Annotated in this window: 14 protein-coding genes; 3 read left to right on the forward strand and 11 right to left on the reverse strand. The window is 58.8% G+C overall.

The window, feature by feature from the left end; genetic code table 11:
* Positions 1-53 precede the first annotated feature (53 nt).
* The 3 genes from BJ985_RS07740 to BJ985_RS07750 form a co-directional block, all read right to left on the reverse strand.
* On the reverse strand, positions 54-419 hold the full coding sequence (locus BJ985_RS07740) for a Rieske (2Fe-2S) protein (RefSeq protein ID WP_005326925.1): 366 nt from the start codon (positions 417-419) through the stop codon (positions 54-56).
* Between the two features lie 85 nt (positions 420-504).
* Complete coding sequence (locus BJ985_RS07745) at positions 505-726, reverse strand: hypothetical protein (RefSeq protein ID WP_179387115.1); 222 nt, start codon at positions 724-726, stop codon at positions 505-507.
* A gap of 339 nt (positions 727-1,065) precedes the next feature.
* Entirely contained in the window at positions 1,066-1,536 is a 471-nt protein-coding gene (locus tag BJ985_RS07750; protein WP_005326927.1) for an SdpI family protein, read from the reverse strand.
* Positions 1,537-1,727: 191 nt separating this feature from the next.
* Between BJ985_RS07750 and BJ985_RS07755 the strand changes: the two genes are divergently transcribed.
* On the forward strand, positions 1,728-2,939 hold the full coding sequence (locus BJ985_RS07755; RefSeq protein WP_005326930.1) for a dicarboxylate/amino acid:cation symporter: 1,212 nt from the start codon (positions 1,728-1,730) through the stop codon (positions 2,937-2,939).
* 65 nt (positions 2,940-3,004) lie between these two features.
* On the opposite strand, the gene trpA is transcribed toward BJ985_RS07755, so the two are convergent.
* Genes trpA through BJ985_RS07785 form a run of 6 tightly spaced genes read right to left on the reverse strand, consistent with a single transcriptional unit; the run spans position 3,005 to position 9,694 of the window.
* Complete coding sequence (gene trpA, locus BJ985_RS07760; protein ID WP_179387116.1) at positions 3,005-3,871, reverse strand: tryptophan synthase subunit alpha; 867 nt, start codon at positions 3,869-3,871, stop codon at positions 3,005-3,007.
* Positions 3,871-5,076 (reverse strand): tryptophan synthase subunit beta, encoded by a 1,206-nt coding sequence (gene trpB, locus BJ985_RS07765; protein WP_179387117.1) that lies wholly within the window; start codon positions 5,074-5,076, stop codon positions 3,871-3,873. Before trpB ends, trpA begins: the two co-directional genes overlap by 1 nt.
* Positions 5,077-5,089: 13 nt before the next feature.
* On the reverse strand, positions 5,090-6,496 hold the full coding sequence (trpCF, locus tag BJ985_RS07770) for a bifunctional indole-3-glycerol-phosphate synthase TrpC/phosphoribosylanthranilate isomerase TrpF (RefSeq protein ID WP_179387118.1): 1,407 nt from the start codon (positions 6,494-6,496) through the stop codon (positions 5,090-5,092).
* The gene (gene trpD / locus BJ985_RS07775; protein WP_179387119.1) at positions 6,496-7,530 is read right to left on the reverse strand and encodes an anthranilate phosphoribosyltransferase; all 1,035 of its coding nucleotides are present in this window, start codon (positions 7,528-7,530) and stop codon (positions 6,496-6,498) included. Before trpD ends, trpCF begins: the two co-directional genes overlap by 1 nt.
* A gap of 2 nt (positions 7,531-7,532) precedes the next feature.
* Positions 7,533-8,180, reverse strand: coding sequence for an anthranilate synthase component II (locus BJ985_RS07780; protein ID WP_179387120.1), 648 nt, complete (start codon positions 8,178-8,180; stop codon positions 7,533-7,535).
* Complete coding sequence (locus BJ985_RS07785) at positions 8,177-9,694, reverse strand: anthranilate synthase component 1 (RefSeq protein ID WP_179387121.1); 1,518 nt, start codon at positions 9,692-9,694, stop codon at positions 8,177-8,179. The genes BJ985_RS07780 and BJ985_RS07785 overlap by 4 nt, the downstream gene beginning before the upstream one ends.
* Before the next feature lie 323 nt (positions 9,695-10,017).
* On the opposite strand from BJ985_RS07785, the gene BJ985_RS07790 reads away from it, so the two are divergent.
* Together BJ985_RS07790 and BJ985_RS07795 are read left to right on the forward strand one after the other, a co-directional pair.
* Entirely contained in the window at positions 10,018-11,499 is a 1,482-nt protein-coding gene (locus BJ985_RS07790; protein ID WP_373366768.1) for an NAD-dependent succinate-semialdehyde dehydrogenase, read from the forward strand.
* 272 nt (positions 11,500-11,771) lie between these two features.
* Entirely contained in the window at positions 11,772-12,983 is a 1,212-nt protein-coding gene (locus BJ985_RS07795) for an MFS transporter (RefSeq protein ID WP_179387123.1), read from the forward strand.
* A gap of 294 nt (positions 12,984-13,277) precedes the next feature.
* Here the strand turns inward: BJ985_RS07795 and BJ985_RS07800 are convergent, their stop codons facing one another.
* Positions 13,278-13,910 (reverse strand): MOSC domain-containing protein, encoded by a 633-nt coding sequence (locus tag BJ985_RS07800; protein ID WP_179387124.1) that lies wholly within the window; start codon positions 13,908-13,910, stop codon positions 13,278-13,280.
* Positions 13,911-13,920: 10 nt separating this feature from the next.
* On the reverse strand, positions 13,921-16,503 hold the full coding sequence (locus BJ985_RS07805) for a hypothetical protein (RefSeq protein WP_179387125.1): 2,583 nt from the start codon (positions 16,501-16,503) through the stop codon (positions 13,921-13,923).
* Between the last annotated feature and the right edge of the window lie 59 nt (positions 16,504-16,562).

The raw sequence follows: 16,562 nt of genomic DNA on the forward strand, positions 1-16,562 counted from the left end.
CCGAGAAAACACAACCCGTGTAGTTTCACGTGAAACCACACGGGAAATGCTCTTTAGGCCGTGGTGACGTTAGAGCCGTCTTGTTTAACTTCGTATTCTTCCAATGGATCGCGCCCCGGGCCGGAGATTACGCTTCCATCGCTGAGATTGTAGGAGGTGTTGTGCGCCGTGCAGGTGGCCGTCATGCCATCGATCTCGGTGATTGGATTGTGCTGGTGGGGACAGGTTTGGGAGTAGGCCTTAAACTCGCCTTCCTTGGGCTGGGTGAAGATCACGCCATCAACAATCTTCGCGGAGCCAATCGGAATCTCGGTCGCCGCAATTTCTGCGGACGGAGAGGAGCCACAGGCCGCGGCGTAGGCGCCTGCAAATGTGGTGGCGGTTCCAAGCAAGAACATTCGACGAGAGCACTTAATCATGTCTCTACTCTAGCCCGTTGGTCTCGCGTAATGTGTCATACTCGTTTGTCCGGTTGACATTATAGTTTCACGTGAAACTCTGAACTTAGTCAGCTAGGAGACCCTCCCACGTATCCGGAGAGCCATCGTAGGTAGCGATAAGTTCATAGGTGCCGGACTCAATTCCTAAATCATCAACGATGCTCTGTGCAGATTGCTGTTCGTGTGCTTCTGCTACGGCCGTCGTTACCTTGTGGTCTTGCTCAGCGTAAGCGCCGATCACAAAAGTTGAAGCGGCGATGGCCGCCAGGGCGGTACTTTTCTTCATGCACTATATTCTGCCCTTCAGGGGGCTGGTTGCGCTTTGGCCTGCCAGGCTTCCATGGCACCTTTACGTAACCTCTATCCTCTCTCGCAGAAACAGGATAGCAAAGATAAATCAACTATTTGTTTGTGCAAGTATGGGGGCAATCAAGAAAACGGAAGATTGAGAAATTCGACAGTTACTAAAAACGCACAACGCCCGGCCCTCCTTAATACCGTCACGGTTACTAAACCTAAGTGCTTGCGGATGCTTCCTATGCACATGGGATAGCTACAAAAATTCCCCTTCTGGACGGAAGATGAATCTTTCTCCAGAAGGGGTTGGTTGCGCAGCAGTGCGTGCCTACCTGTCGGATTCGCGAGCGGCGTGACGGAGCGCGTCTACATCAACTTGGGGAGCGGATGCTGCGGTGACCTCTTCCCCACCGCAACCGTCGGAACCACAATTACAGGATTCTCCGCAACCCTCCTCATCCGCGTGTGCTTGTTCGTAGAGGAACGCGGCACGTGAGCCGAGGTTAGAACCGATGGAGAGGGCTAGAACAGCGGCCACAAAAGTAAGAACCGGGATGAGCCACATCCAGCCCTCAGCGCGGAGCGCGACGATGCCGCCAAAAACTAGGCAGACGCCGCTGAGTATCCAGAATGGGCCGGCGACGCGATGGGCATTGTCCCATGCTTCACGAGACTTGCGAATTTCCTGTAGGCGCAAGCCGATATAGCTGTTTCCAGGTAGGCGCTTGGTTGAGGCCAAGGCTCCCACGACGATAAGAAAGACGGCGAGGATTAAAAAGATGATTCCCACAGCGATCATGTACTTAGTTTAACCTTGTAGCGCCAAGATGAAAATCGTCGCTGGGGTGAGTGTTCTGACTATGCCTCCAGTCGGGTAGTATGCCTTTAAGGTCGATCGATAGATATTGAAGCGGCCGTTGCCTCTGTACCGCGCTGTTTCACTCTGGAACTTTTACCAAGGGGCGAAACACCCGATTTGATTGTAAGTACATGAATTTCAAGAAACTCTCGGAATCTCTGTTGTTCCGCATCATCGTCGCCATCATCCTTGGCGTGGTGGTGAGCCAATTCGCGCCAGAATGGTTTGGCCGCGTATTCGCCACCTTCAATGGACTCTTTAGTAACTTCCTCAATTTCTTTATTCCGGTCCTCATCTTCGCGCTTATCGCCCCGTCGATTGCTGGTCTGGGACGAGGGGCCGGAAAATGGTTGGGTATTACTGCAGGCATTGCCTACGGCTCAACGATTGTTGCGGGTCTTCTTGCCTACGTACTTGCGCACTGGCTCTACCCCACCATACTCAGTGGTCAGGATCTGATTACAAATGTCTCCGATATTGATGAGGGGGCACTCACTCCGTACTTCGAGGTGGAAATGGCGCCGCCTTTTGAGGTTATGACGGCTCTCTTGTTGTCATTCTGCATCGGTGTAGCGATGACTACAGTGAAGTCCGATACCTTGTATGCGGTCACAAAGGAATTGGAGAGCGTAGTAGTCAAGGTCATTTGGGGCTTTGTAGTGCCAATTCTGCCCTTCTATATCTTCGGCATGTTCTTGGGCTTGGGCATGAATGGCAATTTGGGCTCAGTACTCTCGGCCTTCGCGAAGGTCCTGATCCTGGCGGTTGTCATGACTCTGGTTTACCTGGTGCTCCAGTACATCATCGCTGGTGCCATCACCGGTAAGAATCCTTTCAAGGCATTGCGCAATATGGTGCCGGCATATTTCACCGCACTGGGAACCTCTTCTTCTGCCGCCACCATCCCGGTGTCTATGGAGTCCACCTTGAAGAATGGCATTTCGAAGCCGGTGGCAAGCTTCGTTATCCCACTGTGTGCGACCATTCACCTCTCTGGTTCCATGATTAAGCTGACGCTCTATGCCTTTGCGATTGTGTACATGGCGAACCTGGATATTAGTACGAGCACCGGCCTTGGTTTCATCTTCCTGTTGGGAATCATGATGATTGCGGCACCAGGTGTGCCTGGCGGCGCGGTTATGGTCGCAGCTGGACTACTGGCGGATATGATGGGCTTTGACGATGGCATGGTGGCGCTGATGATCGCGGCCTACATCGCCATTGACTCGGTCGGCACGGCTGCCAACGTTACTGGCGACGGCGCTATCGCGATGATCGTGGATAAGTTCGCGGGCTCCAAGAAGGACCACACCGAAGAGGAATCTGCAGAAGCAACCGCGTAGAGGCTTTTTATAGGGAACCCTCCTCAGCTGCCGAGAGCTGAGGAGGGTTCTTCGCGTCTTCAGGACTACTCTTGAGTCGCTGCCTTCATGCGAGCTACATACTCGGCGAGTTCCTTATGCAATGCTCTCTCGTCGGAAATGCGGCCTGGAGTTCCTTCCACTGGCCTGCCTTCCGCGTCTGTTTCACGTGAAACGTGGCGATCGATAATCTTGGTGATTGCGGATCCTGTAATGGCCCCCGCTGCCCCAGCGGCTACGGCATCGCGCACGTGTTCAGGCTCGGAAATGCCGAATCCGAGCAGTACCGGAGGTCCGTCAAACTTCTTGATGTTAGCGACGACTTCTTCGAGGCCAATTGTTTCTGATTGCTTTTCGGCACCGGTAACTCCATCTCTCGATACTGCGTAGATGTAGCCGCGTGAGCTTTGAGCGACGCCCTCGAGGGTGTGCGCAGTCGCGCGGGCCGGGGCGATAAAGATTGGGTCAATACCGGCTTTTTCTGCTGCGGTGATAAATGGAGCGCCTTCGCGCACGGGGACGTCGGGAAGCAAGATGCTGTCCGCACCCGCTTCTGCAAACTCGGCGTAGAACCGGTCGAAACCGCGAGTGAACGCCACATTGCCGTAGATGAGCATGCCGATGGGAAGCTCGGGAAATTCCGCGCGTATTGTTCGCACCTGTTCCAAGGCGGAATCTACGGTGGCGCCGCCATCGATCGCGCGAAGGTGGGAGGCCTGAATGGTGGGGCCGTCGGCCACTGGGTCAGAAAATGGAACACCGAGCTCCAATGCATCGGCTCCGGCCGCGACGACCGTTCGCACGATGGCCAGCGTGTACTCCGGCGTGGGATCGCCCAACATAAGGAACGGGACGAAAGCGCCCTCTCCCCTGTTGCGCAGTGAGCGGAATAGGTCTTCGTATCGGGTGCTCATTAGTTCTTCTCCTGGAGCTTAAATTCTGGGTGGTTCTCAAGGGTGTGGCGAACGTGGTCGATATCCTTATCGCCGCGGCCGGAAAGGGAGACCAAGATGTTGATGTCCTCATCCTTCCGCTTCAAGGCGTAGGCCAACGCGTGAGAGGATTCGAGAGCGGGAATGATGCCTTCCTTAGTGGAAAGAAGCTGGAATGCTTCGAGTGCTTCGGCGTCAGTAATGCCGACATATTGTGCGCGGCCGCTGGCGTGTAAGTGCGCGTGCTGTGGTCCTACACCTGGGTAGTCGAGTCCGGCGGAAATAGAATAGGATTCTTCCACTTGGCCGTCCGCGTTGCGCATGAGGTAGCTGCGCGCGCCGTGGAGGATGCCAACCGTACCGTTGTTGATGGTGGCACCGTGCTTGCCGGAGTCTAGGCCTTCGCCGCCAGGTTCGGCGCCGACGAGTTCCACTTCCTCTTCCTCAATAAAGTCTGCAAACATACCGATTGCATTGGAGCCGCCGCCGACGCAAGCCACGACTACATCTGGTAGCCCACCGGTCCGCTCAAGCATTTGCGCTTTAGCCTCTTCGGAGATGACCTTGTGGAATTCTCGGACGATGGTTGGGAATGGATGCGGCCCGGCCGCGGTACCGAGGAGATAGTGGGATTCATGGAAGGTGGCGGTCCAATCACGGAGGGCTTCATTCACCGCGTCCTTAAGAGTTCCGGATCCGGTGTCGACGGCGACGACCTTCGCTCCCATCAGCTCCATACGGAATACATTTGGCTGCTGTCGGGCCACATCTTTCGCACCCATGTAGATCACACACTCGAGATCCAGCAATGCGCACGCAAGTGCAGTAGCGGTGCCGTGCTGGCCCGCTCCGGTCTCCGCAATAATGCGTGTCTTCCCCATCCGCTTTGCTAGCAGTGCCTGACCAAGGACCTGGTTCGTCTTGTGTGCTCCACCGTGAACGAGGTCTTCCCGCTTGAGGAAAATGCGCGCTTTACCCCCGAGGTTCCTCGCCTCTGCAATTGGCGTGGGCCGGCCGAGATAGTCACGCAAAAGTGTGCTTAGCTCTTTGCGAAATGCGGGGTCGTTTTGTGCGTCGACAAAGGCCTCCTCAAGTTGGTCGAGCGCCGGGATGAGGGATTCGGGGACGAACTGTCCGCCGAATTCGCCAAAGTATGCCGGAAGGAGCGTTTCACGTGAAACTGTCATCGTTCTCTTCTTTCTATGGGTGTGTGTAGTTCCGGATGGTGCTAAAGGCTTGGGCGATCAGTGAGGAGTCCTTGCGCCCAGGTGCATATTCCAGACCTGAATTGAGGTCGAGTCCCGCCGTGCCGATTGACAGTGCCTCTTCGAGGTTGTCAAGCCGGAGCCCTCCGGCGAGGAGGGATTTCTCCTTCACTTCATCGGGGATCGTCCGCCATTCAAAAGTGGTTCCCGTCCCGCCGCTGCCGGAGTCGAGGACGAGGGCCTCTACTTCTGGTACTAGGTCCGGCGTTAAGGCAGCGAATTCAGAGTTATTCATGTCGATGGCTCGCCAAAGGTTAAGGCCGTCAGCGACGCCCCGAACATCGTGAAGGAATTGCAGCTCTGCTTCCCTACTCCCTTGGAATGGGGCGTGAAGCTGGAGAACTTTGAGGCCGGGGATCTGGGCTATGCTCCGCAGCGTTTCCACATCCGTAGAGCGCGTCACGGCTACGTACTCCAGCTCTGGTTCCGCGGAAATGATGCTTTGTGCGGTTTCACGTGAAACACTGCGAGGTGAATCCGGCGCGAAGATGAGTCCCCCGTAACGGGCTCCAGCAGCGCGCGCTGCTTGTGCGGAGGAGGCGGTGGTAAGGCCGCATACTTTGTTGGCACCATAGACGAGGTCGCGCGCCGCCCGATCGATGTCCTCCTGGGAGGTGAGCTGGGAGCCTACAAGGAAAGCATGTGCGTGGGCCCCTAACCGGCGGACGGTGGCATTATCGCAGATTCCAGATTCGGAAACTATCGCCTTTCCGTCTGGAACATGGCGGGCTAGGCGTTCAGTGCGCCCTAGATCGATGCTGAGATCGTGGAGGTTGCGGTTGTTGATGCCGATGATATCGACACCGAAATTCACCGCGCGATCCACTTCGTCCTCGGTGATGGCTTCAGTCAAGACGTCTAGGCCGAGTTCGTCCGCCAGTGCCTTGAGCTCACCGTAGGTGTCATCGTCCACGATAGACATCATGAGCAAGATGGCATCGGCGCCGTAATAACGCGCGGCATAGACCTGGATGGGATCGACAATGAAGTCTTTGCACAGCACCGGTACATGGGTGGATAGCGCGACGGTCTGCAAGTGGTCGTAGTCGCCGCCAAACCGATTGGGCTCGCATAACACCGAGATGGCGGAGGCGTAACGGGAGTAGATCCGGGCGATATCACCGGGCCGATAGTCTTCACGGATCATGCCGAGGGACGGCGAGGCGGACTTGCACTCCATGATGAAGCGGTTGGTGCCACGGAGGGCGTCGGCAAGCGAACGCTCCGAGCGTGGCACGCTAGCTAAGTCCACGTGGGATAGCCGCTCCCGGAGTGCGGGCAGGTGAGTGCGGCGCTGGGCGACGATCTCCTCGAGCACTGTAGGTAATGCATTCCCGGACATCAACTCTCCTCCCCTACGGCATAGTTGGTGTTCTCGTGGAGCGCGAGCCAATCTTCAACAGTGCCGCTGCTAATCAGTTCCTTCGCGTGAGTGACTCCCGCCGCGATAGTCTCCGTGGTCCCGTTGAGGTAAAACATGGCGCCGGCGGTGCCGGCAATGGCGTCACAATGGGCGGGCTCGCCACGGCCGGCAAAAACCGCACGGAGGGCTTGGGCATTGGCGGCGCCGTCGCCGCCGGCTAGGTCCGCTAGTTCGTGGCGCTTGATGCCGAGGTCTTCTGGGGTGAGCTCATAAGAGACAATCTCGCCGTTGTTGAGCTCCCAGGCCTGCGTCGTACCGTGGGTAGCGATCTCATCCGTGCCAGCACCATGGACGACCAAGGCGCGTTCCCGGCCGAGCTCCCGGAAGACTTCCGCGATGAGTTGGCCTTGGGCTGGGTTGGCGATGCCCATGATTTGGAGAGAGGGGCGTCCTGGGGACAGGAGCGGTCCCAGCGTATTGAAGATGGTGGGGATGCCTAGCGCCTTGCGCACCGGTTGTACGTGGGCGACGGCTGGGTTGTAGGCCGGGGCGAATAGGAACGTGAAGTTGGAAGCTTTAAATTGGCGCACTGCTCGGGCGGCGTCCAGGTCCAGTGGGATATTCAGTGCTTCGAGAACATCGGCCGATCCGGACTTGGAAGAGACCGAGCGGTTGCCATGCTTGATCATCTTCACTCCCCCGGCGGCGGCAACGAGGGAGGCGCCCGTAGTGATATTGATGGTATTCGCGCCATCGCCACCAGTGCCGGCCGAATCCATGAGTCCTTCTCCGGTGATGGGGAATGGATAACCCACTTTCAAGAAAGCTTTGGCCGCGCCGGCAATGTCTGCGAAGGTCTCGCCGCGGGTGCGGATATGGGTAAGCAGCGCCGCGATATGAATATCGTCGTAGTCACCCACGGCCAAGGGGGTAAATACCTCCATGGCTTCTTCGATGGTGGGCTGAGGGTTATTCAGGAAGGCTTGCAAGGTACGCAGGGGATGGTGGTTCATTTTTAGTTCTCCGTATCCATAGTGGTGTGCGTATATAATTGATTGATGCAACGCTCAAGCATGAGGGGGCCGCGGGGCGTGAGGATGGACTCGGGGTGGAACTGGAAGCCGAGGGCGCTACCGTCATTCGTCTCGGCCGCCATGGCTACCTCTCCGATGTCCGTGGACGTACGCGCGAGACAACGCATCCCCTGAGGGAGGTCCGCGCATCCAAGCGAGTGATAGCGCGCCACCGGAACTTGCGTACCAAGGTGATCCGGTTGGTCCGGCTCGGTATCAGTGGCAAGGCCCTGAAAGACGGGGTGCATTACCCCGGCCTCGGTAAGAGTCATCGGGACGGATTTCCCGTGTACGGGCCCGCACGGTTCGACTGCGCCGCCGTGGTGCTCGAGTAGCGCTTGGAAGCCGAGGCACACGCCGAGGATCGGGATGGTGCCTAGGGTGGCGTCGATAAGCTCCATCATGCAGCCGGCGTCCCGTGGATGGCCGGGGCCCGGGGAAAGCACAATAATGTCGGGCTGCGCGCGCAGCACGTCGTGCACCGCTACGGTATTGCGAAACACGGTGGTATCTAACCCAGCGAGGGCATCGACGAGGTTGTAGACAAAAGAATCGTGGTTATCCAGAAGGACAATATGCGGCGAGCTCATCGCTGTACCTCCAATTCGGCTCCGTGTGCCATGGCGATGGCATGGAGGACGGCGTAGGCCTTGTGCACCGTTTCATCGGCCTCGCCTTGCGGCACGGAATCCTTGACCACGCCGGCGCCGGCTTGTACCACTGCGGTTCCGTCCTGGACGTAGGCCGAGCGGATGACGATGCAGTTATCCATGGCTCCATCGCCGCGCAGGTACCCCACCGCCCCGCCATAGGATCCGCGGCGCTTTCCCTCTGTGCGGCGGACCAGTTCGGTGGCGCGCAGTTTGGGTGCTCCCGTAAGCGTTCCCATATTCATGCACGCACGGTAGGCATCGAGCGCTTCGAAGTCTGGGTGGAGCGTCGCCGTGACGCGGGAGACCAGGTGCATGACCCGTGAGTAGCGGTCAACGTGCAGGAGTTCTGCCACTTGCCGGCTGCGGGGCACGGCCACGCGGGCGAGGTCATTGCGTGCTAGGTCCACCAGCATTGTGTGCTCCGCAATCTCTTTCTGGTCTGTACGCATTTCTAGCTCGTTGCGAATATCTAGTTCATGGTTGATGCTGCCATCCGGGTTGAGCCCGCGTGGCCGAGTTCCGGCGATGGGATAGAGCTGAATCTGCCTATCTTCTGGCGTGAATTTGAGATTTGATTCTGGCGAGGCGCCGAAGAGCTCATAGGCGGCACCGCGGACGTAGAACATATAGGGCGAGGGGTTGGTCTCGCGCAGCGCCCGGTAGGCAGCCAGGGCGTTGGGGCATTCCACGGTGAAGGCGCGCGCGGGCACTACTTGGTAGATATCGCCGGCGTGAATATTGCCTTTAAGCTTGTCGACGTCCGCCCGAAACCCCGCATCATTAACATCGGCCACCGCCCGGATCCTTTCCCTTTGCGGCGCCGTGGGAGGAGCAGCCACCGGCAGTGAAGCAAGAGAATCCAACTCTTCCCGCAGGCGCTTGTCGTCGATGTCCCAGCCTTCTAGGTGCGCAGTCCCTTGCAGGTGGTCCATTGCCAGGACCGTTTGGGCTACCAAGAATTCATAGTCCGGGTAAGTGTTGGCCCCCGGTTTAACCTCGGGCAGTTCCTCGAAAGTAGCAAGGTAGTCATAGGCGAATCCACCCCCAAGGAACGGCAATAAAAGAGTGGAATAGTTGGCTTCTAATTGCAGGAACCGCAAAACATCAGCGGTAGATTCGGCAAGAAGCCGCTCCCGCTCGTCTGGGTGTGTGGACAGCGAGAACTCGAAAACCGCGGTGGTAGTTTCACGTGAAACTAAGCGATGGTGGAACCGCTCCTCCAGGGAAGGGAGAAGCGACTCCCCTGCCTCCGTGAGAGCGCGTACCTCGACCCTCTGGCCGTGGCACGTTACTTTCAGGGCCGCCTTGAGTACGGCGAGGCAATTGAGATTCTTCTTGGTCTCAATGTCCGCGCTTTCAAGAAGTAGGGAGTCGTGCGGTTGTGCGAGGGCGTCAAAAACCGCGGCCGCGTCGCTGTCGTAGGGTATATCGCGAGTGGCGGTGTATGGCATTGCAGTGCCCTTTCGGTGGGTGAGGGAAACCGGGAAACGGATAGTGAGATTCCGCGAGCAGGGACACTAAAACGCCAAAAGGCCCGCAGAATGCGAGCCTAAAAATGGGAGGTGGAATAAGGCCCGCGGGTTACGCGCGCCACCACCAAGCAGTAGTCATCTTCTTCATATCGGTCATACTAACCTACATTTCTATAGCCTGTAAGGTAATCGATAAAAATATTCGCCCACTCCCCCTAAGCGCTTGTGCTTGGCGCAGGACCAAGAAGACCGGCTATCGATTCGCGGTACTGTGGGGTGCATTCACGCAATGGAGAAAGGTGATGAATATGAGCATCGATCAGAAGGAACTACTAGCGAAGGTCCCCACCCAGCTATTGATTGGCGGACAGTGGCGCGACGCGTCTTCCAGCGAGACCTTTGACGTAGAAAATCCGGCAACGGGCGCGACCATCGCCACGCTGTCGTCGGCGAATTCTGATGATGCGGTGGCTGCCCTCGATGCTGCCTGTGCGGTACAAGATGAGTGGGCGCGCACCACCCCGCGCGAGCGCGCCGATATTCTCCGCCGCGCCTTTGAGTTGTTACACGAGCGCGCCGATGAATTCGCCACCCTAATGACCCTTGAAATGGGAAAGCCTTTTGCCGAGTCCCAAGGTGAGGTCACCTATGGTGCGGAATATTTGCGGTGGTTTAGTGAGGAAGCCACGCGCGATTATGGCCGCTACTCCCCTGTCCCAGAAGGCACCTTGCGCATGGTTACCCGCCGCAAGCCCGTGGGTCCGTGCCTGTTGATTACTCCGTGGAACTTCCCCCTCGCCATGGCCACCCGAAAGGTTGCCCCAGCCGTTGCAGCGGGCTGCACCATGGTCCTGAAGCCGGCCAAGCTGACGCCGCTCACCGCGCAGTACTTCGCGCAAACCATGCTCGATGCCGGCCTGCCACAGGGTGTGCTCAATGTTGTCTCCGGCAGCTCCGCTTCGGCGATTTCGGAGCCCTTGCTTGCCGACGCCCGCTTGCGCAAGCTCTCCTTCACCGGTTCTACTCCAGTGGGCAAAACCCTTCTCAAGGGTGCCGCGGATAATGTCTTGCGCACCTCTATGGAGCTAGGCGGTAATGCACCGTTCATTGTTTTCGAGGATGCGGATATCGACCAAGCGGTTGCGGGAGCCATGGGCGCGAAGATGCGCAATATTGGCGAGGCTTGCACCGCGGCCAACCGCTTCGTGGTGCACGAGTCCGTGGCGGAAGAGTTTACGCAGAAGCTGGCAGCAGAGTTTGAGAAGCTCGTCGTCGGCAATGGCATGGACGAAGGCGTGACGTGTGGTCCGCTGATTGAGGCTAAGGCGCTCGACAATGTCGCAGCCCTGGTTGAGGATGCGGTGGACAAGGGGGCGACCGTTGTCACCGGTGGCACTCGCGGCGAGGGTGCGGGTCACTTCTATGCGCCCACAATCCTGAGCAATGTTTCACGTGAAACTCGCGTGGCTCAAGAAGAAATCTTTGGACCGGTCGCGCCCATCCTTACCTTCAAGGATGAATCGGAAGCGCTAGAGATTGCGAACGATACGGAGTACGGACTTGCCTCCTATGTATATACGGAGGATTCCGATCGCCTCTGGCGCGTTGCCGACGGCCTCGAGTTTGGCTTGATGGGATTCAATGCCGGTGTCATCTCCAATGCCGCTGCCCCATTCGGTGGAGTCAAGCACTCTGGTTTAGGACGCGAAGGCGGCGCCGAAGGTATTGAGGAATATACCTCGGTGCAGTACTTGGGTATCCGTGATCCTTATGTCGGCGCCTAGGATTCAAGAACTTTTCTTAAGCGTGAATAAGTCAACGCTACCTACACAGTGCGTAGCATTTTTCCAGTTCAAGGTGTAGCGGTTGCCGGTAGCCGCCCGTGTACGGGCGGCTTCGATAAGGGCCTGGAAAGCTTTTCAATTAACCTTTGTAGCCTGCGGGGCGTATAGTGCCTCTCCGTATAATTCAATTTCTATTTCCTTCGTCTGCGATGCGCGGCCTTATGGCCAGCGCGTGGAGAAGGAATTTTCTTTTTGTTATTTGGAGTGAGTATATGACGCCTACAGAATCTGCAGCGGCTAAGCCGCCGCTGATTACGCCTACGTTTGTCCTCGCGTGGGTGGCTAATTTTTGTCAGTTCTTGGTCTTTTACCTGTTCGTAACCACCATGGCCCTCTACGCGGTAGAGAGTTTCGGGGCATCGGATACCGTGGGCGGTTTCGCCTCCAGTGCCTTTGTTCTGGGCGCGACGTGCATGCGCGTGTTCTCCGGCTGGATCGTGGACCGCGTGGGCCACAAGAAGGCGGCCTTGGCTTCCCTGGCCTTCGTCACAGTTGTAGCTGTGGCGTACTTTTTTGCCCACAATGTTGCGGTCTTGATTATCGTGCGAATGGTGCACGGCGCGGGCTATGCCTTGACCTCCACCGCACTTATGGCGGTGGCGCAGTCCGTTATCCCACACGAACGCCGTGCGGAAGGCACCGGATACTTCGCCCTGGGCACTACCCTGGCAACCGCGTTTGGTCCAGCTATCGGCCTGTTATTGGCTAACAACATCGGCTACACCACGCTTTTTGCTGTCGCCCTTGGTGCAAATATTGTTTCCTTGATCCTGGCCTTGGTGCTGCGCTATCCGGCCGAGGTTTCCTCCGAAAAGCCGGCCTTTAAGTTGCGCAATGCCGTGCACCCCAACGTGGTGCCCATAGGTCTATTCATGCTCCTAGTCGGCATCGCCTACTCCGGCGTGGTGACCTACCTCAACGCCTACGCCCGCAAGGAAGACCTGGCCACCGGCGCAGGGCTCTTCTTTATCGGCTATGCGGTCACGATGCTCATCATGCGCTTCTTCTTGGGCCGTATCCAGGACCATAAGGGTGATAATGCCGTGATGTACCTCGGCTTGGCCGCCTTTGTCGTGGCCCTGTTGATCATGGGCTTCCCCACCAATGACGTCATGCTGGTGGTCGCGGGCGCCTGCACCGGTTTAGGCTTCGGCACCCTCAGCCCCGCCTGCCAAGCCATCTCCGTGCGCTCGGTGTCTGCCGCGCAGTTGGGCGCCGGTATCTCCACCATGTTCCTGCTCATGGACCTCGGCATTGGCCTGGCCCCGTTCGGCCTGGGCCCCATTGTCGGGGCAACGGGCTTTGACACGATGTATCTCATTCTCGCGGGTCTCGTGGTCATCGCCGCTATCTACTACTTCTTCGTGCACGGCCGCTTCCCTAAGGCGAAGGGGCACCATCTGAGCTTTGAAGCGGGCAAGTAACACAGCCACTGCCCCTCCTTCGCACTCAGCATGAAGAGCACGCCAGCGCTTAGCGCTGGCGTGCTTTTGTTTTGCGCGCACTCCGGGCAAGAAGAGCGTGCTGGCCTCGCCGGTAAGCTAAAGGCGCTGACACCGCCTGTGGTTCCGGAAGTAGAGTATGCGTCGACATCCGCTGCGCACGGATGTGCTGATTAACGGTCCCATTCCCCTATTGGATGTTTGGGCTCATCGAGTGCGGGTGCGACAACGGGACATTGATGAGCTCGACATAGCGGGCTAAGAGCGCTTGTGTAACTAGGTGCGAAGCGAGTTCTGTTGGTGGGTGGGCAGGCAGCCAGCATCGATAACGCGCCTGGCAAGGGCGCGGTCGCCCATCTTGGCGGCAAAGGCCATGCGCATGGTGATGCCGTGGCTGGGTGGGGTATCCAGCTCAATGGCGTCGCCGGGGCGAATGCGGCCGGGGGAAATGATGCGCAGGTAGGTGCCGCAGTCGCCACGCGCGGTCCAGCGCTTGAGCCAGCCGCGCTCCCCTAGCCAGCCGGCGAAGGTGGCACACGGTTGGCGGGGCACGGATACCTCAAGCACGGCGGTGCCGATGCACACGCGCTGATTGATGAGCAGAGCAGACAGATCGATGCCCTGCGTGGTGAGATTTTCGCCAAAGCTGCCGGAGGCCAGCGGGCGGGAAAGTTCAGATTGCCAGTAATCCAGTTCCTCGCGGGAGTAAGCATAGACGGCCTTATCGTTGCCGCCGTGATGTTGGGTGTCGCCAATTATATCGCCGCGCACGCCGGACCCATCGCCGTAATGGGGTCCGGGCGCTGCCAGATCGATAAAGTCCTGCGGCTGCTTGTCGATGCCAGAGAACTCATGCCGCCCGCTCGGGTCCGGCCGGCGGACAGCGACATTGGTAGAGATGACCTGCATGCCTGCCACCCTAGCTGAGCGTGAGCGCCTCCGCGGTGAGAATATCGCGGTAGAACAGCTGCGGGGCGAGGGAGACGGCCTCGGCGAGCTGTGGGAGGGCGTCGTCAAGCGTGGCGGCGAAAGCAGGGTCCGCCAGCTTGCCATTGGCTACGCCGCGCGCCGTGATGGCAAAGACATAGGAAATAAACGGCATCCAGGCGGAATCGCCGAGCTCCGAATTGCCATCGCCAAAGGCGTCCAGCGCGAGCAGGGTATGCAGGACGGACTTATCGACGCCCAGCTGTTGCAGCGTCACCCGCAGCTGCATTGCGGTGCTACGCAGGTTAGAAATGGTGCCCAGGCGGGTGAGCGCAAGGTCATTGGCAAAGCACTCGCGCAGTGCGGCGATGCGGTGGGCATCATCGCAGAGCTGGTCGCCGTCCGTTGCTGGCGTAGGTGCCTCGCCCGTTGCACTCATCAGCAGCATGGGGCGGGTGACATCGTCGACGCCGGTGGACGGCACGCGCGCGAGGGAGGCGGAGCCGTGGGTTTCGACGTAGTCATGGGCGGCGTCGGCAAGCGCGGCCAAGAGTGAGGAAGGCTCGGCGGCCGACTCCTCGCGCTCCTCGCGGCGGAAGGTGCGGGAGACCAAGCCGGTGCGGACAAAGGCGCGCATGCGCTGCCCCGGCTCAAAATCTGCCGCCATGAGGGCATCCATGCTGGCGCGCGGATCCGCCTCAATCTCCTTGATGATTCCCTCGAAGGTTTCCTTGGCCTTGGGCGCGAGGCGGCGCATGGCCGCGTAGGTAGGCCACAGGCCCTCGGTGTTTTCGGTTTCACCGTCGTGGAAGATGATGAGGGCGCTAGCCGGCGGGTACTGCGGCGCGGCCAAGTCGCTGGCCGGCTCATCCTCGCGGAAGTCCACGATGAGGTGGCCGGCGTCCAGCAGCTCCTCGGGCAGCTCAAAGCCTTCCTCAGTGGGCTCCAGCGGCAGCGGCTCACCTGCAGGATTGCCCAGCGGCCACGCCCAAGCCAATAGCTCTACCTCCTCCTCGTGTGCCTGCTCGGGGACGAGGATTCCGTCCTCAATGGTTGCGCGGGCTACCAACGGTGCCTTGCGCACGGTGGCGATGGCGGCATAAATGAGGTCGCTGGCCGCGGTGGCCTCATATTCCATGACGCGACGCTCAAAGCTGCGCTTCTGGTGCGCTGCGCGCTCCTTTTCCGGTAGTCCTTCGAGGTATTCCTCATAGGACAACGTGGACCACAGGAGGTAGAGCTCCAGCGAGGTCTTCTTCGTCAGCGCCGACTTCAGCGCGCGGTTTGGTACGGACAGGCTGGTGGCCGCTTCCGTCGAGCCATTGGCGGTGACCAGGTCCCTAATCTTCTGGTTCTTGTCAATGACCACGAACTTTGCCAGCGGCAGTGGCTCCGGTGAGTGGATGGTAAAAAGTGCATCCGCATCGAGCTGGTCCGCCAGGATGACCTGCTTATCCAGGTAATCCACGGGCTCGGCCGCGGTGCGCTTCACGCGAGTACGAATCGTCGCCGGTTCCACCTGGAAGGTCAGCTCATAGCCGGCCTCACTGCCGACGGTCTCCTCGCGCACGCTTTCGTCCTCGCCAAAGACGCGCTGGCCCTTTTCCATCTGGATAGCCTTGCCCGGCGCAGAAGCCAAGGCATAGCTAAACGGCGAAAGGTTGCCCAGGGCATCGATAAAGCGGAAGTTGGTGCCGCGCGGGCCCTCGTTCTTGGCACGCATGTGGAGCGACTCCGCAAAATTGAGGTACTGGATATCCACCAGTTCCTCGTCCTTGTACAGGGTGAAGCGGTAGCGGCCTACCCAGGGATCCTCGAAGGCGTCTGCGGGAAGCACCTCGTGAATACCCTCCGGCAGCTCGTCCTCCAGCACGGCCTCCTCTTCCCCACCAATGGGGACATAGGCCAGCTCCATGCTGAGTTCCGTATTGGCGATGACCCGCGGGGACTGGGTATAGACCAGTTCGCCATCGAGGCCATGGGCATTGGGTAGCGTCTTGACGGCCATGTCCCAGGCAAAATCAGGGCTGCCGGAGACCTTGATGGTCGCGGGTTCCTGGCGCGGAACCTCCACGGTGAAAGACTGGCTGACCTCTACCGGGGCGATAGTCCAGCCCTCCCATGCACCGTGGGGACGGGCCTCGCCGACCTTGGCCTTGGCGAGCTCCGTGCCAGCAGGGGCGATGAAGGTATAAGAGCCCTTGGCCACCGCGGTGGTGGTATCGATTGGGCGATGGGTGGAATCCAACAGCAGGCCGCCATTGGCCACGCCGGCGAATTCCACAGTGTGCTCCTCAAAGGAGACGCTGAGGTGGCTAAAGGCACGTGGCATGCTGATCCACAAGCCGGGCTCCTCGCCCTCCACATAGTAGAACTTGCGGGTGTCCTCGCTGCCATCGAGCAGCTGTGCGGTCACGGTCCACTGGGGATCTTCCGGCTCATAACCTGCGGTTACGGCCGGTAGGTACAGCTCCAATGTGTCGGTAGCTGGGGAGAGGCGCAGGTGCGGGATCCCCTGAAATACCGCTGCGTCTGCAAAAGATGATAGCTGGCTGCGAAACTTCTCCTGGCTCATTTACCCCAGCCTAGAACATTTTCATGCAGATCTGCATTTTGGCTGCGAGCGGCGGAAAT

The sequence above is a fragment of the Corynebacterium tuberculostearicum genome (assembly GCF_013408445.1).
GTDB classification, from domain to species: domain Bacteria; phylum Actinomycetota; class Actinomycetes; order Mycobacteriales; family Mycobacteriaceae; genus Corynebacterium; species Corynebacterium tuberculostearicum.

Coding starts and splice junctions, on each gene's coding strand:
- BJ985_RS07785 (WP_179387121.1), bottom strand. CDS start 9,694: ATGCCATACACCGCCACTCGCGATATACCCTACGACAGCGACGCGGCC.
- BJ985_RS07790 (WP_373366768.1), top strand. CDS start 10,018: ATGAATATGAGCATCGATCAGAAGGAACTACTAGCGAAGGTCCCCACC.
- trpA (WP_179387116.1), bottom strand. CDS start 3,871: ATGAGCACCCGATACGAAGACCTATTCCGCTCACTGCGCAACAGGGGA.
- trpD (WP_179387119.1), bottom strand. CDS start 7,530: ATGAACCACCATCCCCTGCGTACCTTGCAAGCCTTCCTGAATAACCCT.
- BJ985_RS07740 (WP_005326925.1), bottom strand. CDS start 419: ATGATTAAGTGCTCTCGTCGAATGTTCTTGCTTGGAACCGCCACCACA.
- BJ985_RS07745 (WP_179387115.1), bottom strand. CDS start 726: ATGAAGAAAAGTACCGCCCTGGCGGCCATCGCCGCTTCAACTTTTGTG.
- BJ985_RS07780 (WP_179387120.1), bottom strand. CDS start 8,180: ATGAGCTCGCCGCATATTGTCCTTCTGGATAACCACGATTCTTTTGTC.
- BJ985_RS07800 (WP_179387124.1), bottom strand. CDS start 13,910: ATGCAGGTCATCTCTACCAATGTCGCTGTCCGCCGGCCGGACCCGAGC.
- BJ985_RS07755 (WP_005326930.1), top strand. CDS start 1,728: ATGAATTTCAAGAAACTCTCGGAATCTCTGTTGTTCCGCATCATCGTC.
- BJ985_RS07805 (WP_179387125.1), bottom strand. CDS start 16,503: ATGAGCCAGGAGAAGTTTCGCAGCCAGCTATCATCTTTTGCAGACGCA.
- trpCF (WP_179387118.1), bottom strand. CDS start 6,496: ATGTCCGGGAATGCATTACCTACAGTGCTCGAGGAGATCGTCGCCCAG.
- BJ985_RS07750 (WP_005326927.1), bottom strand. CDS start 1,536: ATGATCGCTGTGGGAATCATCTTTTTAATCCTCGCCGTCTTTCTTATC.
- trpB (WP_179387117.1), bottom strand. CDS start 5,076: ATGACAGTTTCACGTGAAACGCTCCTTCCGGCATACTTTGGCGAATTC.
- BJ985_RS07795 (WP_179387123.1), top strand. CDS start 11,772: ATGACGCCTACAGAATCTGCAGCGGCTAAGCCGCCGCTGATTACGCCT.